The sequence below is a fragment of the Aporhodopirellula rubra genome (assembly GCF_014192335.1).
In the GTDB taxonomy this organism is placed as follows: Bacteria; Planctomycetota; Planctomycetia; order Pirellulales; family Pirellulaceae; genus Rhodopirellula; species Rhodopirellula rubra.
The window spans coordinates 1-19,409 of sequence record NZ_JACHXU010000001.1 but is presented as its reverse complement, the minus strand read 5'-3'; the positions used below and the strand labels follow the sequence as shown (position 1 = coordinate 19,409).

The window sequence follows — 19,409 nt, the reverse complement described above, 5'->3', positions numbered from 1 at the left end:
GCGAAAGCCGTCGTCGATCAATACTGCCTCGCTGCTTCCTGCATCGCCTCGAGTCGGTTCATCCATTGCTCGTCGCGTGTACCGTCCCAACGGTCCGAGGCCGAACGTTGCACTCCGCGAATCTCGTGCGTCCAACCTTGCTGCTCGGCGATGGCATTCGCGAGCTTCAATTGGTAGCGTGCCTGAGGCAAAATCGGAACGCCTCGGGTTTGCAACGAGAGTTGTCCCAAATCCAATTCACACCACGCATCCTCGTTACTGTCTTCGAGGACAACCTCACGAAGGGCTGGCGATAGATCGTCCAACGTGCTGCGATGAACTTCGATCTGCACACGACTGTTGTGCGGCGAGTACAACGCCCACGACAACCAATGATCCCAGTGCCAATTGCCGCGATTAGACCGCCCCCGACGCTCCGTCAATGGCAGCAACACCGCAGCCAAAACGATCACCGAAGCCACCCCAACACGAACAGACCGACAGCATACCGTCGTCTCGTCTCTCGGCATTGAATCCTGCGATTCACTGGAACGCTCGCGCTGCGGATAAATAAACAACCAATACGCTTGCCCTGCCAACACCGCGTTCCAGCAGATCACACCGAGACTGTGATGCATGCCCCATGGCGACAAAATCACGATCAAACCGACATGCATGATGATCGCGAGCAAACCGCCGATCCAACGCGTTCGTGGAATCATCAGCAACAAAGCCAGCGTCAGCTCCACCGAGGGAAAACCACCTGCCGCGATCAAACGACTGCGTTGATCCCACTGGCTGATATCCATCGATAACCAACGCGCCACCGTGCCTAAAAACTCCTGCCCCACGGTGTGCAAAAACTGAAAGTCGAACTTCCCCATCGAGCTGTAGAAATAGATGCTGATCGTCAGCACTCGAAACGCCGTCGTGGTCAATCTCGCGGGCAACAACCAAAACAGCCACGCGTAGAGGAACGACTGATACGCCCACGGTTGCAACCGATGCTGATCGGTGAGAAACGCAATTGCCAACACGACCGCAATCGTCAACCACCCCGTGCGCCGGAGCAAATCGCGACGATCGGCAAAGAAGACCACCGCACACGATCCGACCAACAACGGTACCGTCGCGTACGCAGCGAAACGAACGAACCACACGGGCACAGCGAACAACGGAACCCCCGGATAGAACGCAGTCTGCGTCCATTCTGCCGGGACCCACAGCCGAAACGACGCGGCGACCAACAACGCCAGCGACACTGCCCAGTATCGTGACATCGGATCGCGACGATCAGATTGATTCGAGGGTGAATTCATCAGCCGCGGCTAAGGGTTATCGGTTTCGGTTGAACAAATACAGCGTCCAAATCATTTTGGTTGCCGCGGAACGATACGGTCGCCAAATTTCGGCTCGCTCGCAAATGGCTTCGAGAGTGGATCCGACCGACGGGTCGAGTTCTTGGATCCCTTTGACGAGTGCAAGATCACCAACCGGCAGGATGTCGTCGCGTCTCAGTGCCATCAATAAAAAGATGTCTGCCGTCCAATTACCCAGCCCCATTCTCGCGGTGATCGATTGACGGACCCCATCATCCGCCATCGTAGCGAGCCCCGTGACCGAAAACTCTCGCCGGCGAACGTCGTCGGCCAACAACGTGACATAGCGAGCCTTCTGCCGACTCAACCCGCAACGACGCAGGTCCGCGTCGCTGAGCCCGGCGATGCGTTTGGCGTTAATCACACCTCCGCACGCAGCCTTCAAACGGTCAAACGTCACCTTCGCCGACGCCAACGAGACCTGCTGCTCGAGGATAATTCGAACTAACGTCGCGAAGGTCGGCGGACGCGTCCACGCGAGCGGATCGCCGACGCGTTCGCGAACGGCTTTCAACTGCGGATCCCGCCGACATAGGATGTCCAGCGGGGATGGGGTGGGGCGGTTGTTTCCCAATGAGGCGGTGACTACGCGAGCGCGTCGATGATCCCGTTGAGGGTCGCACTCGGACGCATCTCTTTGGAGGCCGCAGCCGGATCGGGGAAGTAGTAACCGCCGATATCAACTGCGACTCCTTGAGCCCCGTTCAGCTCCTCGACAATCTTGGCTTCGTTCGCCGCCATTTCTTTGGCAACGGGTGTGAAGCGTTCTTTCAACGCCGCATCTTTGGTCTGAGCCGCGAGTGCTTCCGCCCAGTACAACGCGAGATAGAAATGGCTGCCTCGGTTATCCAGTTCGTTGACTTTGCGAGACGGCGATTTGTCCTCGTCGAGGAAACGACCGGTCGCCTCATCGAGCGTCGCGGCCAACACGGCGAGCGACTCGTCACCGGACTTTTCAGCCAAATCTTCCAACGAAACCGCGATCGCGAGGAACTCGCCCAACGAATCCCAGCGAAGGTGATTTTCGGCTTGGAACTGCAGAACGTGCTTAGGCGCCGATCCGCCCGCACCAGTTTCGAACATGCCACCGCCGGCGAGCAGCGGAACGATCGACAGCATCTTGGCACTGGTGCCCAATTCCAAAATTGGGAACAAGTCCGTGAGATAATCCCGCAGCACGTTGCCGGTGACGGAAATCGAATCGAGCCCTTGCCGGCATCGACCGCACGCGTGAAGAGTCGCTTCGACGGGTGCCAAAATCTGCAGATCGAGGCCCTCGGTGTCGTGGTCCTTCAGATAGGTTTCGACTTTCGCGATCAGGTTGCGATCATGAGCACGCTGGGAATCGAGCCAAAACACGGTCGCCGCACCGGTCGCACGAGCACGGGCCACGGCCAATCGCACCCAGTCGACGACTGCGACATCTTTGGTTTGGCAGGCACGCCACAGGTCACCCGTCGCGACGGTGTGCTTCAACAGCTCTTCACCAGCGGCGTTGACCACCCGGACTTCACCCGCCGCGGTCACTTCAAACGTCTTGTCGTGCGAACCGTACTCCTCGGCTTTCTTGGCCATCAAACCGACGTTCGCAACACTGCCCATCGTTGAGACGTCGTACTTGCCGTTGGCTTTGCAATCATCAATGACGGCTTGGTAGACACCCGCATAACAACGGTCGGGGATCATTGCGATCATGTCATGCGCTTTGCCGTCCTTGCCCCACATTTTGCCACCGGCACGAATGGCCGCGGGCATCGAAGCGTCGATGATCACGTCGCTCGGTACGTGAAGGTTGGTGATCCCACGGTCCGAATCCACCATCGCCAATTGCGGCAACTCGAGTTCGATCTTCGCCATCGTCGACTCGACCAAAGCGCGCTCATCGGGCTCGAGCGATTCAATCTTGTTGAAGACTTGGCCGAGACCTTGGTTGGGGTCGACACCGACGCGGGCGAAAATACCGGCGTATTTTTCGAACGCTTCGGAATACAGAACGCTGACCGCGTGGCCGAAGAGGATTGGGTCGGACACCTTCATCATCGTCGCCTTCAGGTGCAACGACAGCAGCACGTCGTCCGCTTTGGCAGCCGCAGCGGTTTCGGCATAGAACGCCCGCAAATGCTCACGACTGAGCACGGCGGCGTCGAACACCTCACTTTCCTCGACCGGGATTGAATCCCGCAGGACGGTCACTTCGCCTGTTTCACTGACGTGTTCAATCCTCAGCGTATCGGCTGCTGGCAAAACGACCGATTGCTCGCTGCCGTAGAAGTCGCCTTCGCTCATGTGAGCGACCCGTGTTTTCGACTCGGCGATCCATTCACCCATCGAGTGCGGGTTTTTCTGAGCGTATTTTTTCACCGGAGCTGCCACGCGGCGGTCCGAGTTCCCTTCGCGGAGAACCGGATTGACGGCACTACCGAGCACTTTGGCATAAGCCGCACGAACCGATTTTTCCTCATCGGTTTGCGGGTCGGCCGGGAAATCAGGAACGTTGTATCCCTTGGCCTGCAATTCCTTAATCGCGGCAGTGAGCTGGGGGATCGACGCGCTGATGTTGGGCAATTTGATGATATTGGCACCGGGCTCTTTCACGAGGCGGCCCAATTCGGCGAGCGCGTCCGGGACGCGGAGATCGTCCTTCAAACGTTCAGGAAAACTCGCCAGAACGCGAGCGGCGAGCGAAATATCCTTTGCTTCAAACTCCAGCCCCGATGCGGCGGTAAAGGCACGTAAAATCGGCAGCAGCGAGTGAGTCGCCAGCGCGGGAGCTTCGTCGGTAATCGTGTATACAATCGTTGCCATGGAAATTCCCGACAGTAAATGTGTGGAGGGCGTCTTGAAAGGGAGGTTTCACACTCGTCAGAGCGTGAATCACGGAACTGAACCGGCACCAGACCCAGGCGAGGGGCAAGGCGTCGTTCCGCTACCAATGGTTGCAAAAGCCTGCAGAGGCGGACTTCATCTGTCAATGCCGAGTCACCCCAGTTTGGGCTTGCGGTTAAGAGCAAAATCGCCATACTGCCGTGCTTCAAAAAAAATCCACCCTTCCACCTTCTATTTTTGCCGGACCGGTTCCCGCCATGACGGATGTCATTCAAGCCACCAAACGAGACTCCACCGGAACCGCAGCGACCATCCGCCTGCGTCGAAATGGACTAGTTCCCGCTGTGCTGTACGGCCACGGTGAATCCAACGAACACCTGGCGATCCCTGCCACCCAGGTCAAGGGTTTGCTGCGTCACCACTCGAAAATGATCAAGCTCACCGGTGACGTCAACGAAAACGCACTGGTCAGTGAAATGCAGTGGGACGCACTCGGAATCGAAGTGCTCCACCTCGACCTGATCCGCGTGAACCTGAAGGAAAAAGTCGACGTCACCGTCCCGATCGAAACTCACGGCGAAGCCGTCGGAACCCGCGAAGGCGGCATTTTGCTCGAGAACATGCGTGAAGTCGACATCCGCTGCTCAGCCGGAGCCATCCCTGAGAGCCTTGTACTGGACGTCAACGGACTGCACCTCGGCGAACACGCCACGGCGAGCGACCTGCAATTACCCGAAGGTGTCGAACTCGTCACCGACGGCGATGCGGTTGTCGCTCACGTCGAAGCACCTCGTGCTGAACAAGCCGACGAAGAAGCAACCGACAGCATCGGTGCCGAACCGGAAGTCATCAGCAAAGGCGGTGGCGGAGACGACGAAGAGGCGTGAAGCTGATCGTCGGGCTGGGTAATCCCGGTCGGAAGTACGAACAAACACGCCATAACGTCGGTTTCATGGTCGCGGCCCAGTTGTGCCGCGAATACTCGGGATCGACCCCGAGTAAAAAATTTGATGGCGAAATTAGCGAAATCCGTATCGGTACCGAAAAGGGACTGGTACTTTGTCCCCACACTTACATGAACGCGAGCGGAAAAAGCGTCCGCAAAGCGTTTGATTTTTACAAACTTAACCTCGAAGACTTAATCCTGATTTGCGACGATCTGAATCTGACCAGCGGTCGAATTCGGATCCGACGCGGCGGTTCAGCAGGAGGCCAAAAAGGCCTCGCCGATACGATCGCTCACCTCGGTACCGACCAGTACCCAAGGCTGCGAATCGGAATCGATCGCCCGCCGGCGAAATGGCAAGTTACCGATTACGTCCTTGGGAACTTTAACGAAGAGGAACGGCCTGATATCGATTTGGCCATCATGCGATCCTGCGACGCGATCGGCTGCTGGGCGACCGAAGGAATTACCGAAGCGATGAGTCGTTTCAACTCCAACGCAACCTAAACAACCGAAACCCGTCCCAACGATCGACGACCAAACCCGATTTCAATCTGGCCCCCTCACCAAGACTACCGTTACGTTTTTTCACTTTCAAACATCTTCCGATTTCCCCGCGATCTGACCCGTGGCTAACGTCAAAACCTACGAAACACTGTTCATCCTCGACAGCAATCACTACGCCCGCGATCCGGGTGGAGTGAGCAAACAACTCGAGGAACTCATTGCCGAAGCCGGCGGCGAAGTGCTCGTCAGCCGGATGTGGATGGAGCAAAAGCTCGCCTATCCGATCGACAAACACCAAAAAGGCACCTACTACCTCATCTATTTCAGCATGGATGGGCCGAACCTGCCTAAGCTCGCTCGCTCTTTGCAACTGTGCGAACCAGTCATTCGTGAACTGACAATTCGACTGGACCCACGATTGGTCGAGCCGATCCTCGCCAACGCACGGGGAGAACACTTCAGCGGACCCGCAGGCGGTGAAGCAGAAGACGAAACCGCAGAAACTTCGGATGAACCCGCTGCAGCGGACGCGTAAGTCGACTCGACGTAGACTCCCCCACGCCGACGACCGAGAGGAACAACCCAAATCATGGCAAGCTACAACCGCGTAATGTTGATGGGCAACCTGACCCGAGACATCGAACTGCGCTATTTGCCGAGCGGGATGGCGGTGTCGGAATTCGGCCTGGCAGTCAACGACAAACGCAAAAATAACGAAGGACAGTGGGTCGACGATGTCAACTTTTTTGACATCACCCTGTTCGGAAGGACTGCGGAAGTCGCTAGCGAGTATTTGTCCAAAGGCTCTCCGATCTTCATCGAAGGACGCCTCAAACAAGACACGTGGGAAAAAGACGGCCAAAAACGCTCGAAGGTCAAAGTGATCGGCGAGCGAATGCAAATGATCGGCGGACGCAGCGAAGGCGGCGGCAACTCCGGTGGCGGTTCTGTCCGTGAATCGGCACCCGCTCAACAGCGATACGTCAATTCCAGCAACACACCGCCACCACCCCAACCCTCCCGCGATGCTCAGCCTACAGGCGGCGGACCAGGATACGACGAACCCGAAATCCCGTTTTAGTCAACATCGGCTTTGCAGGACCTCAAACTCCCCAAAGCCACCTGCAGCCGATCGCGGCCGATTTCCGTTACCCGCGAACGCCGCACCTCCCAAACTCCAAACAACCCATTCGCAGTCACCCCGTTTTATAGTTAATCCGCTATGTCCAACGCTGCCACTCGCCGAGCCAACAGCCACTTCAAACGCCTTCCTAAAGGAAGCAACGGCGGGATCCAATTGCTGTTGATCCACAACGTCGAACACCTCGGAAAACAGGGTGATTTGGTCGAAGTCAAACCAGGTTTCGCACTGAACTACCTGTTGCCACAAGGGCTCGCTACCATCGCGACCGACCACCACAAACGGATGGTCGAGAAGCACCGCGAAAAACTCCGCGAAATCGAAATCCAAAAGCTCAAGAGCTACCAGGACCAAGCCGACGAACTCGCGAAGCAATCGATCACGATCGAAGCCAATGCGAACGACGAAGGCCACCTCTACGGCAGCGTCGGTCCTCACGAAATCGTCGAATCGCTCAAGAGCGTCGACATTCACTTGGCCCAAGACCAAATCCGACTCGATGGCCCGCTCAAAGAACTCGGCCTCTACACCGTCAAAGTGCACCTGCACAGCGAAGTGGAAGCGAGCCTCAAGGTTTGGGTCGTTCCAACTGTCGCATCGGAAACCGGCGAACCCGGTGCCTAGTCAAATCGGTGCTTAGTCAACCAAGCACCAGAACAACTGCAGAGCCGTTCGCAAACCCCGAATGGCTTTTCTAGAATCAAATACGACGGCAACAACCGTCGCAAAAAAAACTCAAGCTGCATGCCACACACAGGCAGCTTGCCACGGGGCCGTGGCGGAACTGGCAGACGCGCTGGATTTAGGATCCAGTTCCTTTACTGGAGTGCAGGTTCGATTCCTGTCGGCCCTATCTAATTACAGCAAAACGACTTACGGTGATTCAATGTGAGTCGTTTTTCTGTTTACTCACTAACGAAAACATGATCAGAACATGATTTTGTTTCAAAAGGCTAGATGAGGCTGTTAACGATGGCTGCTTTGCGGTCAAAAGTTTGGTGCTGATACCTTTGTGCCATTGAGTCGCTACACCAGCCAATTAGCTCCATTACATCCGTTTTTGAGTATCCGTTGGCTAGAAGGCGAGAGGCAAACGTGTGTCGGTACAAGTGCCAACCCGCCGTGTTCTCCCACTTCGATCCCTTCAAGGCAGCAATCAAGTGCTTAGAGAGATAGTTCGCCTTGGAACGCTCTACCCGTTCTGAGAACCCGCCTCCAGCCAAATGCTTGTCATCCGAAGTAAAAAGAGATTCCTGGGCATCAGGTAACAGTTTCAAGAGACGCTGGAGGACAGGCACTAGCTTTGTGGGCAGAACCGCCTTCTGCATTAGCAAGTCCTTGTCTTTTCGTCCTTTACGCTTCAACAGCGTCACAAGTGGTAGGTCACTGTCCAATAGTAGATCACGCCGCCGCACCCTTGTCAGTTCCGACCTTCGAGCACCAGTAACGCAGCAAAAGTAGATCGTAGCGTAGAGCCGGGTGCTCGCTAACGTTCCATCCTGGAATAGCTTGGATTCGAGATAGCCAAGCTGTTCTTTCAATTGGCTCTCGGTGAGGATCATTCGCTTGAAGGCCCCTTCGGTTGCAGGGTCAATTCCCAGGCGTTCAAGTTCGCCTAGTCGCCTTTCAAAATCGGTCCACGGTGTCAGGTGGCTTAGTTCATCGGGAGCTGCTACGCCGTAGGTAATGGCATCGAACACTCGGTCATTCATTCCAGGCTCGCCCAGGCTTTGGAAGTGCCGCATTACCCGTTTGAGTGCATCTACTTTGACTTTTTGGGACTTCACGCTTAGCTTTTTACCGCGATTCGCTCCTTTCGTTATCGTACTCTTCGCAAGTTCAATCACCCAATCTTGCAGCAGCGTTGCGGTAATATCCCGAAGCGGAATCTCACCAAACCGACGCTTGGCAGGTCGAAGATGAAAGTCGTAACCTCTCGTTGTGTTTAATGCCCGATTCTGGCTTTCCTTGAATTCAACGTATTTCTTGATTGCCATCGCTACCGTGATCGGAGCATCCTCAACACGCTTAGGTTCTTTCCCCGTTTTGATCCAAGCTAGCTGATCAGCTTTTGGCCATACGTAGAAAGGGTGTGTTCCGTCCAATTTCACGCGGTCAACTCTTCCCTCGATATTTCGTCTCAGGCGGTTTGCATCGACCTTGCTTGGTGTCTTGGTGCAGAACGTGGTATTGAAACCAAGTGATTGAATTGAAATCACCCACTGACCGTGTTTATTCTTTCTCAGGCTTGCCATTCGTTGCTCTTTCGGGACCAGGGCGAAACGCTCAACCCGCATTCGCCAGTCATGCGGTTGCCAATACTACGCAGGCCGGTTTCGCGAGGAAACAAAGGGCTGGATAAGAGAAAAAGAGGACAAGGGGCGATATTGACGGCGGGAAGCACATCAGCCGCTGGGTTGGTAAACTGCTGGGCAATTGAAATAGGCACTGGATCGCCTACGGAGAATGGCAGACCACACTTTGCAGGGAGATCAATCCAGTTGTTTGAGCAGACATTCAAAAATATCGACGACGTACTTCACAAAGACGCTGGGTGCGGCAGTGAGCTTGACTACGTGGAGCAGTCTTCGTGGGTGCTGTTTCTGAAATACCTGGACGACTTGGAGAGAGAACGAGAATCCGCCGCGAGTCTGTCGGGAACTGATTACAAACCAATCCTCAGCAAGAAGTACTGCTGGGGAATCTGGGCGATGCCACGTAAGGCAGATGGGGAAGTTGACCATCATGCCGCATTGACTGGCGACGACCTGATCGACTTCGTGAATGGCAAGCTGTTTCCGTATCTGGCGAAGTTCAAGACGTCAGCCGAGACCACTGACACTATCGAATACAAAATCGGTGAGATTTTTAGCGAGATAAAGAACAAAGTTCAAAGTGGCTACTCTCTCCGTGAAGTGGTCAATCTTGTCGATGAGCTTCGTTTTCAGACAAGCACCCAAAAGCATGAAATGTCCCATCTGTATGAGGACAAGATCAAGAACATGGGCAACGCGGGCCGGAATGGTGGAGAGTACTACACACCTAGGCCCTTGATTCGTGCCATCGTTGAAGTCGTCAATCCGCAAATTGGCGAGACAGTTTATGACGCTGCCGTAGGCTCCGCTGGTTTCTTGGTCGAAGCCTTTGACCACATCAAAGACCCGAAGAACAACAGGGGCAAGAAGCTAACGGTCAAGCAGATGCGAGCTTTGCAGAAGCAAACGCTCTACGGCAAAGAGAAGAAGTCGATGGCGTTCATCATCGGCACGATGAATATGATCCTTCATGGGATTTCGGCCCCCAACATCGTTCACGCCAACACGCTGACCGAAAGCATCAATGACCTGCAAGAGAAAGACCGCTTCGATGTTTGCCTTGCCAACCCGCCCTTTGGAGGCAAGGAAAGAAAAGAGGTTCAACAGAACTTCCCGATCAAAACTGGCGAGACTGCTTTTCTCTTTCTTCAGCACTTTATCAAACGGTTGAAGGCAGGTGGCAGAGCGGGCATCGTCATCAAGAACACGTTCCTAAGCAACAGCGACAACGCCAGCGTGAGCTTGCGAAAGCTATTGCTTGAAAGCTGTGACCTTCACACGGTTCTTGATCTACCCGGTGGCACCTTCACAGGGGCAGGAGTGAAGACAGTGGTGCTGTTCTTTGAGAAAGGGAAGCCGACGAAGAAGACTTGGTTTTATCAACTCAACCTAGATCGCAACTTGGGCAAGACGAATCCACTCAACGAGAATGACCTCGCCGAGTTTGTTGAGCTACAGAAAAAGAAAAAAGACAGTGCGAATTCATGGACGGTGAAGGTCAAAGACTTGGATCAAACATCGTTTGATTTGTCTGCCAAAAATCCAAATTGCGATGAAGACGTTCCGTTGAGAGAACCTGAGGCGATTCTAGATGAGATTCAAGCGTTGGACGAAGAGGCTGCTGGCATCCTTGAGACGATCCGAGCACTGATATGAAAAATGCAAGGACCGCGAACACCAAAACTGGCGGAAGATCAGCGACAGACCGAGTCATCATGGGCGAGTATGCCTTAGCGGTTGGACTGCCCGAAGCCGAAGCACCCACCGGTTGGAAGTGGACCAAGCTTACCGACGTCTCCAGGTTGGAATCTGGGCATACGCCGAGTCGAAGGTTCCCTGAGTATTGGGGAGGAACCGTGCCGTGGCTCGGTATCAAGGACGCTAGGGAATATCACGGAGAGACAATCCATCAAACTCGCGAGTACACCAACCCGCTTGGCCTTAAAAATTCGTCTGCAAGATTGCTTCCTGCAAAAACGGTGTGCCTTTCGCGTACAGCTTCCGTCGGCTACGTCGTTGTCATGGGCGAAGAGATGGCGACCAGCCAGGATTTCGTCAATTGGGTTTGTTCAGACGACCTTTACCCGCAATTTCTCAAATATCTCTTAGTCGCCGAGAAGAAAGCGTACAGCAAGTTTTCAAGTGGTGCCGTGCATCAAACCATCTATTTCCCAGAGGCGAAAGCGTTCCACATTTGTCATCCGTCTGTTGCAGAGCAAAAGCGAATCGTTTCGATTCTCGACGAAGCGTTTGGGGCGATTGAAAGGGCGAAGGAGAATGCAGAGAGAAACTTGGCTAACGCCAAGGAATTGTTCGCCAGCTACCTGGATCGGGTGTTTGCACAGAAAGGCGACGGATGGGAAGAAAAGACAGTCGGTGAGATCGCTATTCACTCACTCGGAAAAATGCTTGACAAACGAAAGAACAGAGGGACTCCAAGTCCCTATTTGCGAAATAAGAATGTTAGATGGTTCGACTTCGACCTTGACGATTTGCTCGAAATGAAGTTCGAGTCCCAAGAAAAACATAAATACACTGCTGAAAGTGGTGATGTGTTGGTGTGCGAAGGTGGTTATCCGGGACGTGCTGCGATTTGGAATTCGACGGACCCCATATTCTTTCAGAAAGCCATCCATCGAATCCGATTCAACGATGCGGCACACAACAGGTGGTTCGTTTACTTCATCTTCCACTCCGATGTTCGTGGTACGCTACGACAGTATTTCACGGGTGCTGGCATACAACATTTCACTGGCAAAGCACTTGGGCGTTTTAAGATTCCAGTTCCGCCAGACTCCGCACTCGTTGAAACCTTCTGCGATAGGTTTGATTCTCTACGTGAGAAGACAGAGAAAATGGAAACGCTCTACACGCAAAAGCTCACCGCCCTCGACGAACTCAAGCAATCCATTCTGCAAAAAGCCTTCACCGGGCAACTCACCGCCAAATCCGCTGAATTAGAGTTGGTGGGATGAACGAATCAGAAACCAGAGCCGAATTGATCGACCCAGCGTTAGCCGTTGCCGGTTGGGGTAGCGTTGAAGATTCATTGGTGCGTCGTGAGTTCAAAATCACCGATGGGCGAATTCAAATTGGTGGACGGCGATCTAAGCGGATGATAGCAGACTATGTTCTTGTTTATCGTGGGATCAAGTTGGGCGTCATTGAAGCCAAGAGTGACGAAAAGGAAGCTGCCGACGGCGTTGGGCAGGCAAAGGAGTACGCAGGAAAGTTGGACATTGACACGACCTTTGCAACCAACGGAAAGACAATCTACCGAATCTGCATGAAGACTGGGGCAGAGGGCACGATAGATCGGTATCCCACGCCGCAAGAACTTTGGGATAAGACGTTTGCGGAGTCAAATGAGTGGCGAGACAAGTTCAATCGCGAGCCGATGAATCTGAGTGGTGGGCTTTGGCAACCAAGGTACTACCAGGACATTGCAATCAACCGCGTGACGGGTGCAATCGCTGACGGTGAGCAGCGTGTACTCCTGACGATGGCTACAGGTTGTGGGAAAACCGCATGTGCATTTGAGATTGCGTGGAAGCTGTTTCAGACTCGATGGAACCTCAAGCGAGATGGGTCGAGACGCCCACGTATCCTCTTCTTGGCTGACCGAAACATTCTTGCCGACCAAGCCTTCAATGCTTTCTCTGCTTTCCCAGAGGATGCACTGGTGCGGATTCGCCCCGATGAGATAAGCAAGCGGGGACGAGTGCCAACCAATGGCAGCATCTTCTTCACGATCTTCCAGAGCTTCATGAGTGGGCCAAATGACACTCCCTACTTCGGAGACTACCCGAGAGACTACTTCGATCTAGTCATCATTGACGAGTGCCATCGGGGTGGAGCATCTGACGAATCTAGCTGGCGGGATATTTTGGAATACTTCTCCCCTGCGGTGCAAATTGGGCTAACTGCAACACCCAAACGAAAAGACAACGTCGACACCTACGATTATTTCGGCAAACCCGTTTACACCTACTCACTGAAAGATGGGATCAACGATGGGTTTCTAACCCCGTTCCGAGTTAAGCGTATCAAGACCACGCTTGACGAGTACGTTTACTCACCTGATGACAAGGTCATTCAGGGCCAAGTGGAGAACAAAAAGCAATATAAAGAAGAAGATTTCAATAGGGTAATTGAGATCGTTGAGCGTGAAGCCTACCGGGTGAAGATATATCTGGAGCAAGCAGACCAGAAACAAAAGGCAATTGTCTTTTGCAAAACCCAGCTTCATGCCGGGATTGTGCGTGACCTAATTAACCAAATGAAAGACAGCGACGATCCAAACTATTGTTGCCGAGTTACAGCAGACGATGGGGGGATTGGAGAGCAGCATCTTCGAGATTTTCAGGATAATGAAAAGACCATTCCCACCATCCTGACCACATCACAGAAGCTATCCACTGGCGTTGATGCACGAAATGTCCGCAACATTGTTTTGATGCGGCCCGTTAACGACATGATCGAGTTCAAACAGATCGTGGGGCGTGGGACACGAATGTTTGAGGGCAAGGATTACTTTACGATCTACGACTTCGTGAACATTTTCGATCACTTCGCTGACCCCGAGTGGGACGGTGACCCTGTTGAACCAGAACAGTGCGATAACTGCGGGCAGTATCCTTGTATCTGTATCAAAGATCCGCCACCGGAATGCCCAAAGTGCGGTCAAGCATACTGCGTTTGCGAGAAGGAACCCTGTGAGGAATGCGGGCAACGCCCATGCGTCTGCATTAAGAAAGTGAAGATAGAGCTGGGTAAAGGAAAAAGTCTTCAAATCAACCACATGACAGAGACTTCATTCTGGGGACCAGATGGGCAACCAGTGACCGCAGAGATATTCATACAGCAACTCTTCGGTAAGCTGCCCGAGTTCTACCGCACAGAACAAGAACTAAGAGATATCTGGTCTGATCCATCGACCCGAAAGGTTTTGCTGGACCGATTGGATGAAGCAGGATTCGGCATTGACGCCCTACATACCCTCCGCGAGTTGGTAGCGAATCCAGACAGTGACCTGTTCGACGTGTTGGAATACGTTTCGTTTGAAGTCTCACCGATCACAAGGGCACAAAGAGTAGCGGCAGCCGAGCCAATGATCTACGCAGGGCTTTCAGACGAACAGAAAGAGTTTGTCGAGTTTGTGCTTTCACGGTATATCGAATCGGGAACCGAAGTTTTGGATCGCGAGATTTTGCCCGAGCTGTTAAAGCTGAAATACGACGCGATTGAAGACGCACTTGCCGTGCTAGGTAGTGCCGATGACATCACCAGCACCTTCGTAGGCTTCCAGAGGTCTCTCTACGCGGTCCTTGCTGGTTAATCCAGCTCGATTGCAGTGCCTCACCCGTCACTCTGGATGGGCTGATTTGGCGTTAAACGAGAGTTCGCCCAAAAGATGTGTATAGATAAGTAGAGCACCTTTGCTCATTAATACACTCAGCATTTATGGGAGAAACCAAATGCGACACCAAACACATAGAAGACTAATGCAGGCATGGAACAACATGCCAGAAGACCATGACTTTGAAGACCAAGACGAGTTCTTTGAGATAGCCGCCCTGTTAGGCGAAGTTGACGGCGACGGAAGTTGTTTTCACTATTGCCCGCAAAGAGGCGACGAGCCGCTAGGGCCAGAGAACATCAAACTGGTCGAGATCGTTAATGATTCTTGCTGGGACAACGTTCTTCACCCCGCTATTTAGCCACGGAGGCAACAAATGAGTTTCAAAAACAAAGCCGACGCCATACGAGAGGTCTCAAGAAAGAACCTTCATTGGTCGAACCTGCAAATCAAACAGGAGGTCAAACGAAAGCATGGGCTAATCGTTTCGAGTTCGGCCATTATCAACGTGATCGGTAGCCATAAGAAGCGTTTGGGGATGGCGTCCTACTCCGTCAATCTGGTTGACCAAGCAAAGAGGTTTCTAAATCTGGTGGGCGACTACGACCAAGCCAGAAACCTTCTCGCACTTGCTGAGACCGCCAGGGTGTAGGCCAACCGAAAGTGAACGCTCAATGAGCAGGTAAAAGAAAAAGGATTGGGTGCTGTCTAAACAGGGCCCGTAAATGCAAAAGCTAACTCCCTTGGGTGTGGTCGCTCAGGGGATATTTGCTTTGTGCTCGTAAATAGGGCGATAACCCCAACGTTTCAGGCCGCCTATTCTGTTCATGCCCGCCAATGTGGAGTGGCACAAAAACAACGCGGTTCAACCAAGCCGCCTTTTTCTTTTCGATTCAGCGAAAACAGGCAAATAAATAGAGAAAAACCAGTCTAGCGGCCCTCTTTTTCTTATCTTCGCAGCCTCTGCACGTAGCTCATGCCATCGGACACAATGTGCGTAGTATTTGGACTGCATTCGCATTGATGAGGTTAGCTAGTGAAGAATGGAAGAGGACTGACGGAGGAAAATCTAGACACCGAAATCGGGGCCATGCTGGATGGTAAGTCGCTATTGGTAGATCCTGCACTCGTCGAGTGGTGTAAGCAGCACTACGAGGAGCTGAAGGCACATGGCGACAAACGTAAACTCTCAAAGGTGGGCAACACCTACGACAACATCTACTTGATGTGGAGCTTCATCAACGGCAGAGGAGATCCGAAGGACGACAACTGGGCCAAGGTACGCCAATACGAACTTAAGAAGATCGTAGACAGCAATGGTGGATTGTCCGATCTCAAAATTCTTTTCGATGCAGAGGGTTGGGCTGACTGGAAAGAAGGGACGCCGCACAGAATGAAGATCATCCCAACTGACGACCCTGTTCTCGTTGACCTAAGTTTCAAAACAACAGACCGAATCTTGGGGAGCTTTACAGACGACGACCCGGCTTGTAAGTACTCACGTCACGCACTTGATCGAACCGAAGTTATCGAGGATGAAGCAAAGCAGATCATCCGAAACATTTACCTGAGTCACATTGATCGAAGAGACTGGATAAAGGAAACAGGATTGTTTTTTATTCCCAATACAAGAGATGAGGAAAACAAGTGGAACGAACTTCGAGATATCGGGGAATACAACAGATGGATGATGGCCAAGGCGGGGCGAGTCAACGCCAGTATCATTCAACCCGCACTACAGATTAGGGCTGGTGGGGGAGCCGTCTTCAGGGTTTCGAAGAGTCACGGACACAGGCTGTTCTCTCCCTTTACGTTCTTGAAGCGAGAGCTACGGAAGTCTCTGAGACTTGATGGCGAAAGACTAACGGCTTTGGATATTTGTTCATGCCAGATAACACTGCTAGCCAACAAGACGGCAGATCCCGACCTCTTGGGAGACTGCTTGGGCAACGAGTTCTATTCGAAGGTAAGCGAGTACCTGGAGCCACGTTCCGCCCATCCGCTTTTGCCGGACCCTGAGATGGATATGGTGGGCGAAGAAGAATTGAAATGGATTGAGGAAAAGTGGCCAGCCCTTAGGACGCCGACACGAGAGCGGGCAAAGTTTGCCGTAATGGAATATTTATTCGGCCCCAACAGAACCAAGGAGAAGCATGAAAAAAAAGATCAGTTCTTGATTCAGGAGTTTATGTTCGAGAACTACAAGAGGACGGCCCAGTACGTCTATGATCTCAAAGAAGAGAAGCCTTTCCGTCAGGTCGCCAGAGAATTGCAAGCTGCCGAAAGTAGGCTCTTCATTGACCAGTACTACAACACTGACCTAAGGCAAGCTGGCATTCTTGGGCACCCAGTGCATGACGCCGTTTACGTCAAAGAGTCTGACGCAGACAGGGCCGAAGAAGTGTTCAGGGAACGTATTCGCAAGTCGGGTTTGAAGGCAAAGCTATCGAGAGAGTGAGGACCATTTTTTTACTCTCTTTCTTACTCTGATATTTCTTTCTACTCCTGATCTACTCTCCCTCTTTAATGTGGGGAGGATACTTTTCCGGTGAGATATTGAAGCTGCCCTGAGTACTGAATTTGGAATGAATCCCAAGTTTCAAAAGCTCCATTGCTTCTCAACCTACCCGACCAAAACAGGACGAGGCGGGGTACTTCATTTTTGAAGATAAAAGGCACGCCCCCTTAGTTCATTTAATTCAACTAAATCGCTAGACCGTCTATTGACGATAGCTGCTGGCTGGTCACCCGCTACTGACCAATTGAGAAAAAAGCATGGTGAAAGACAATGTCTCACCCAATCTTCGCCCAAATTCAACCAAAGAAAATTTCATAGCAACGACCCTGTTTGCTATTTTCCAGACCGAGTATCAGTCTGTTAGCGAAAGCGTTTTGGGTACCTGACATGTGTGATATTGATCCATCCACTTAGTTGCTTGCCCGAGTCGTACCAGTGAATTTCAATTGACTTACCATTGCGTTTAGTAACCTTCACAAGCGTGCCTGCCGAAACCTTTGCTTGATGTAGAATTCCGTTAACATTCTTTACAGCGACACATGGAGTTCGAGTGACACCACTTACATTGCTGATAGAGAACGAAGGGGCTGTCTCAGTGAGCGTCTCCAGAGCTTCTACCCCTTGCCGATATTCTATCCGGTGCAAACGGTAGTCTCGAATATAGCTTGCCCACCATGTGTCAATCACAGAGCAAAAGTAGGTACTGACAATACCAAACAGGATCAGCAAAACTGTCTTTCTTGCAGGCTGGGTAAGGTCGGAGAGCTTTTCGTTTATCGAGTTCAGAACCTCGAACAACTGGTCTGCTGTCCTAGAACAGCCAATCTCCAAGGCAGTTTGCCGGATAAGTTCGGTTTGACTGGTTTCGAGAGCCTCCGCGTCCATCGGCTCTACTTCCAGCTCTTCCAAATCATTTATCAACTCATCTATGGCAATCGAGATATCCATGCTTGCGAAGACTGAGCTGAAAGCTTCGCTTCCAATTTGCCCAATCATCGCTCTGTAATCTGTCATGGACTGTTCAACAGCCCTGGCGATCCCAAGGTTTATTGGGATCTTCTGTTGCCGCAAAATGTCTTGGTAAATCGAAATGGAACTGCCAAGCTCAGCGAACATATTGCGTTGGAACAGTTTCATCTCTTCTTGAGCTTGTGACATTGCCCGACCAACGGTCTGGATGTAGTCCCCTCGAATTGATGTAGTGAGTTGCAGCTCTCTTATCGCGTTATCTATTCCAAAGGCGGAGCTATTTAAAGATCCAAGCACCGAGCCAAACATGTTCGATATGTCACGTCTGGACTGTTCGTGTATTTTTGCAATCTCAGATGCAAGCTGAATGGGGAGAAAAGGGGATTGCGACATAGTGACCTTAGCGTAAATCTGATGGATCGATTGGTCCGCTTTGTCGACAGATCTTGACTCTCGAGGATCTGCGAGTTCTAGCGTCCATTTGGTGAACGGCAAACGCCTCCTCCGCTCTGCGACATTGTAACCGTCGTTGACGACAATTTGCATCCGGTCATGGTGCACACAAATCGCCGTGACATCCAACGGCAGCCTAACAAGAAAAGGAGAGTGTATTCGGACTCAACGCAAGGGATCGCTAGATTAAGGCAAGTGAAGCGTTCTCGTTGGATAGGGCCCTTACTGGATGTCTCACCCAAGCCAAGCCCATAGTGGCAGAAGGACAATTTGGGAAACAGAACCGCCCCACCCTCTTTTTCTTTTACAAAGCCTTGCTGCCAACGAATCCAGGATTCAAGATTAGTCCTGATTGGAACACTAGGCCGCGAATAGCAACAGAAGCTCTAGACCTAGTCGGTTGCCGGTCTCTGGAACGGGAAGCGTCCCAATAATTGTTGAAAGTTGAAAGATGGTCTCCCGGAGGGCAGAATCTGCCCTCCGCAACTTTCCAATTTTCGTCGGCGGCAACCGACGGGGAGACCATCATGAATGAAGTTAGTCTTTTGCAATCTCTTGGGCAAGTTTCAGCGTCAGAAACCGGGGAAGTCTTTCGTGACTTCATCCGTGGCCACGTCCGCGAGATGATCAGTGAAGTGATGGCTGCTGAAGTCACGCAGCTTTGTGGTCCCAAGCACGCGCCGCATGAAGGCGATCACTATCGAGCTGGAACCAGTCCCGGACGCGTTCTTTACGAGGGTGAACGGGAAGAAGTTGTTCGGCCTCGTGTGCGTCGCCGAGGCGACGACGGGGACAGTCACGAAGTCGAATTGGCCACTTATCGAGCGGCGAAGGATCCCAGTCAGTTGCAGACGCAGATCATCCAGGCGATCGTGTCTGGCGTCAGCAGTCGAGCGATCGAGGACATTAAACCGAATTCCCCGGGAGTCAGCCGGTCGAATGTATCGCGATTGTGGAAAGAGGTGGGGCACAAGTTTGTCGACGAATTGCGAGGCAAGGACTTGGGGGCTCAGAGCT

17 protein-coding genes and 1 tRNA gene are annotated in these 19,409 nt (G+C 52.5%); 13 read left to right on the top strand and 5 right to left on the bottom strand.

Features of this window, described 5'->3' with window-relative positions; all coding sequences use genetic code 11:
- Positions 1-17: 17 nt before the first annotated feature.
- The 3 genes from FHS27_RS00090 to FHS27_RS00080 form a co-directional block, all read right to left on the bottom strand.
- Positions 18-1,298 carry a hypothetical protein gene (locus FHS27_RS00090; protein WP_184300096.1) on the bottom strand — a complete coding sequence of 427 codons (1,281 nt, stop codon included), beginning with the start codon at positions 1,296-1,298 and terminating at the stop codon, positions 18-20.
- A gap of 16 nt (positions 1,299-1,314) precedes the next feature.
- The gene (locus FHS27_RS00085) at positions 1,315-1,872 is read right to left on the bottom strand and encodes a DNA-3-methyladenine glycosylase family protein (RefSeq protein ID WP_246418935.1); all 558 of its coding nucleotides are present in this window, start codon (positions 1,870-1,872) and stop codon (positions 1,315-1,317) included.
- 71 nt (positions 1,873-1,943) lie between these two features.
- A complete protein-coding gene (locus FHS27_RS00080) occupies positions 1,944-4,163 on the bottom strand; it encodes an NADP-dependent isocitrate dehydrogenase (protein WP_184300090.1) in 2,220 nt (739 codons plus the stop codon).
- Positions 4,164-4,441: 278 nt separating this feature from the next.
- Here FHS27_RS00080 and FHS27_RS00075 point away from each other — a divergent pair, with 278 nt between their 5' ends.
- The 6 genes from FHS27_RS00075 to FHS27_RS00050 all read left to right on the top strand — a co-directional run bounded on the left by FHS27_RS00075 (position 4,442) and on the right by FHS27_RS00050 (position 7,631).
- Positions 4,442-5,071, top strand: a complete 630-nt coding sequence (locus FHS27_RS00075; RefSeq protein ID WP_184300087.1) for a 50S ribosomal protein L25 — start codon at positions 4,442-4,444, stop codon at positions 5,069-5,071.
- Positions 5,068-5,637: an aminoacyl-tRNA hydrolase gene (gene pth / locus FHS27_RS00070; RefSeq protein WP_009095459.1), complete on the top strand. Its 570-nt coding sequence runs from the start codon at positions 5,068-5,070 to the stop codon at positions 5,635-5,637. The genes FHS27_RS00075 and pth overlap by 4 nt, the downstream gene beginning before the upstream one ends.
- Before the next feature lie 121 nt (positions 5,638-5,758).
- Positions 5,759-6,172, top strand: coding sequence for a 30S ribosomal protein S6 (gene rpsF / locus FHS27_RS00065; RefSeq protein ID WP_184300084.1), 414 nt, complete (start codon positions 5,759-5,761; stop codon positions 6,170-6,172).
- 54 nt (positions 6,173-6,226) lie between these two features.
- The gene (ssb, locus tag FHS27_RS00060) at positions 6,227-6,718 is read left to right on the top strand and encodes a single-stranded DNA-binding protein (protein WP_044252168.1); all 492 of its coding nucleotides are present in this window, start codon (positions 6,227-6,229) and stop codon (positions 6,716-6,718) included.
- Between the two features lie 141 nt (positions 6,719-6,859).
- Entirely contained in the window at positions 6,860-7,402 is a 543-nt protein-coding gene (gene rplI, locus FHS27_RS00055) for a 50S ribosomal protein L9 (protein ID WP_009095466.1), read from the top strand.
- Between the two features lie 145 nt (positions 7,403-7,547).
- Positions 7,548-7,631 (top strand) — tRNA-Leu (locus FHS27_RS00050).
- Positions 7,632-7,731: 100 nt separating this feature from the next.
- Here FHS27_RS00050 and FHS27_RS00045 read toward each other — a convergent pair.
- Complete coding sequence (locus FHS27_RS00045) at positions 7,732-9,033, bottom strand: tyrosine-type recombinase/integrase (protein ID WP_184300082.1); 1,302 nt, start codon at positions 9,031-9,033, stop codon at positions 7,732-7,734.
- On the opposite strand from FHS27_RS00045, the gene FHS27_RS00040 reads away from it, so the two are divergent.
- From FHS27_RS00040 to FHS27_RS00015, 6 genes are all read left to right on the top strand, one after another.
- Positions 9,007-10,749 (top strand): N-6 DNA methylase, encoded by a 1,743-nt coding sequence (locus FHS27_RS00040; protein WP_221224783.1) that lies wholly within the window; start codon positions 9,007-9,009, stop codon positions 10,747-10,749. The genes FHS27_RS00045 and FHS27_RS00040 overlap by 27 nt on opposite strands.
- Positions 10,746-12,068 carry a restriction endonuclease subunit S gene (locus tag FHS27_RS00035; protein WP_184300079.1) on the top strand — a complete coding sequence of 441 codons (1,323 nt, stop codon included), beginning with the start codon at positions 10,746-10,748 and terminating at the stop codon, positions 12,066-12,068. Before FHS27_RS00040 ends, FHS27_RS00035 begins: the two co-directional genes overlap by 4 nt.
- Complete coding sequence (gene hsdR, locus FHS27_RS00030) at positions 12,065-14,431, top strand: EcoAI/FtnUII family type I restriction enzme subunit R (RefSeq protein ID WP_184300076.1); 2,367 nt, start codon at positions 12,065-12,067, stop codon at positions 14,429-14,431. Before FHS27_RS00035 ends, hsdR begins: the two co-directional genes overlap by 4 nt.
- A gap of 139 nt (positions 14,432-14,570) precedes the next feature.
- A complete protein-coding gene (locus tag FHS27_RS00025; protein WP_184300071.1) occupies positions 14,571-14,813 on the top strand; it encodes a hypothetical protein in 243 nt (80 codons plus the stop codon).
- Positions 14,814-14,828: 15 nt separating this feature from the next.
- Positions 14,829-15,104 (top strand): hypothetical protein, encoded by a 276-nt coding sequence (locus FHS27_RS00020; RefSeq protein WP_184300068.1) that lies wholly within the window; start codon positions 14,829-14,831, stop codon positions 15,102-15,104.
- 384 nt (positions 15,105-15,488) lie between these two features.
- Positions 15,489-16,910 (top strand): hypothetical protein, encoded by a 1,422-nt coding sequence (locus FHS27_RS00015; RefSeq protein WP_184300064.1) that lies wholly within the window; start codon positions 15,489-15,491, stop codon positions 16,908-16,910.
- 420 nt (positions 16,911-17,330) lie between these two features.
- Here FHS27_RS00015 and FHS27_RS00010 read toward each other — a convergent pair whose 3' ends face one another.
- Complete coding sequence (locus FHS27_RS00010) at positions 17,331-18,332, bottom strand: hypothetical protein (protein ID WP_184300061.1); 1,002 nt, start codon at positions 18,330-18,332, stop codon at positions 17,331-17,333.
- 494 nt (positions 18,333-18,826) lie between these two features.
- Between FHS27_RS00010 and FHS27_RS00005 the strand changes: the two genes are divergently transcribed.
- Positions 18,827-19,409, top strand: a 583-nt coding sequence (locus tag FHS27_RS00005) for a transposase (protein WP_184300058.1), incomplete at its 3' end; no start/stop codon positions are given.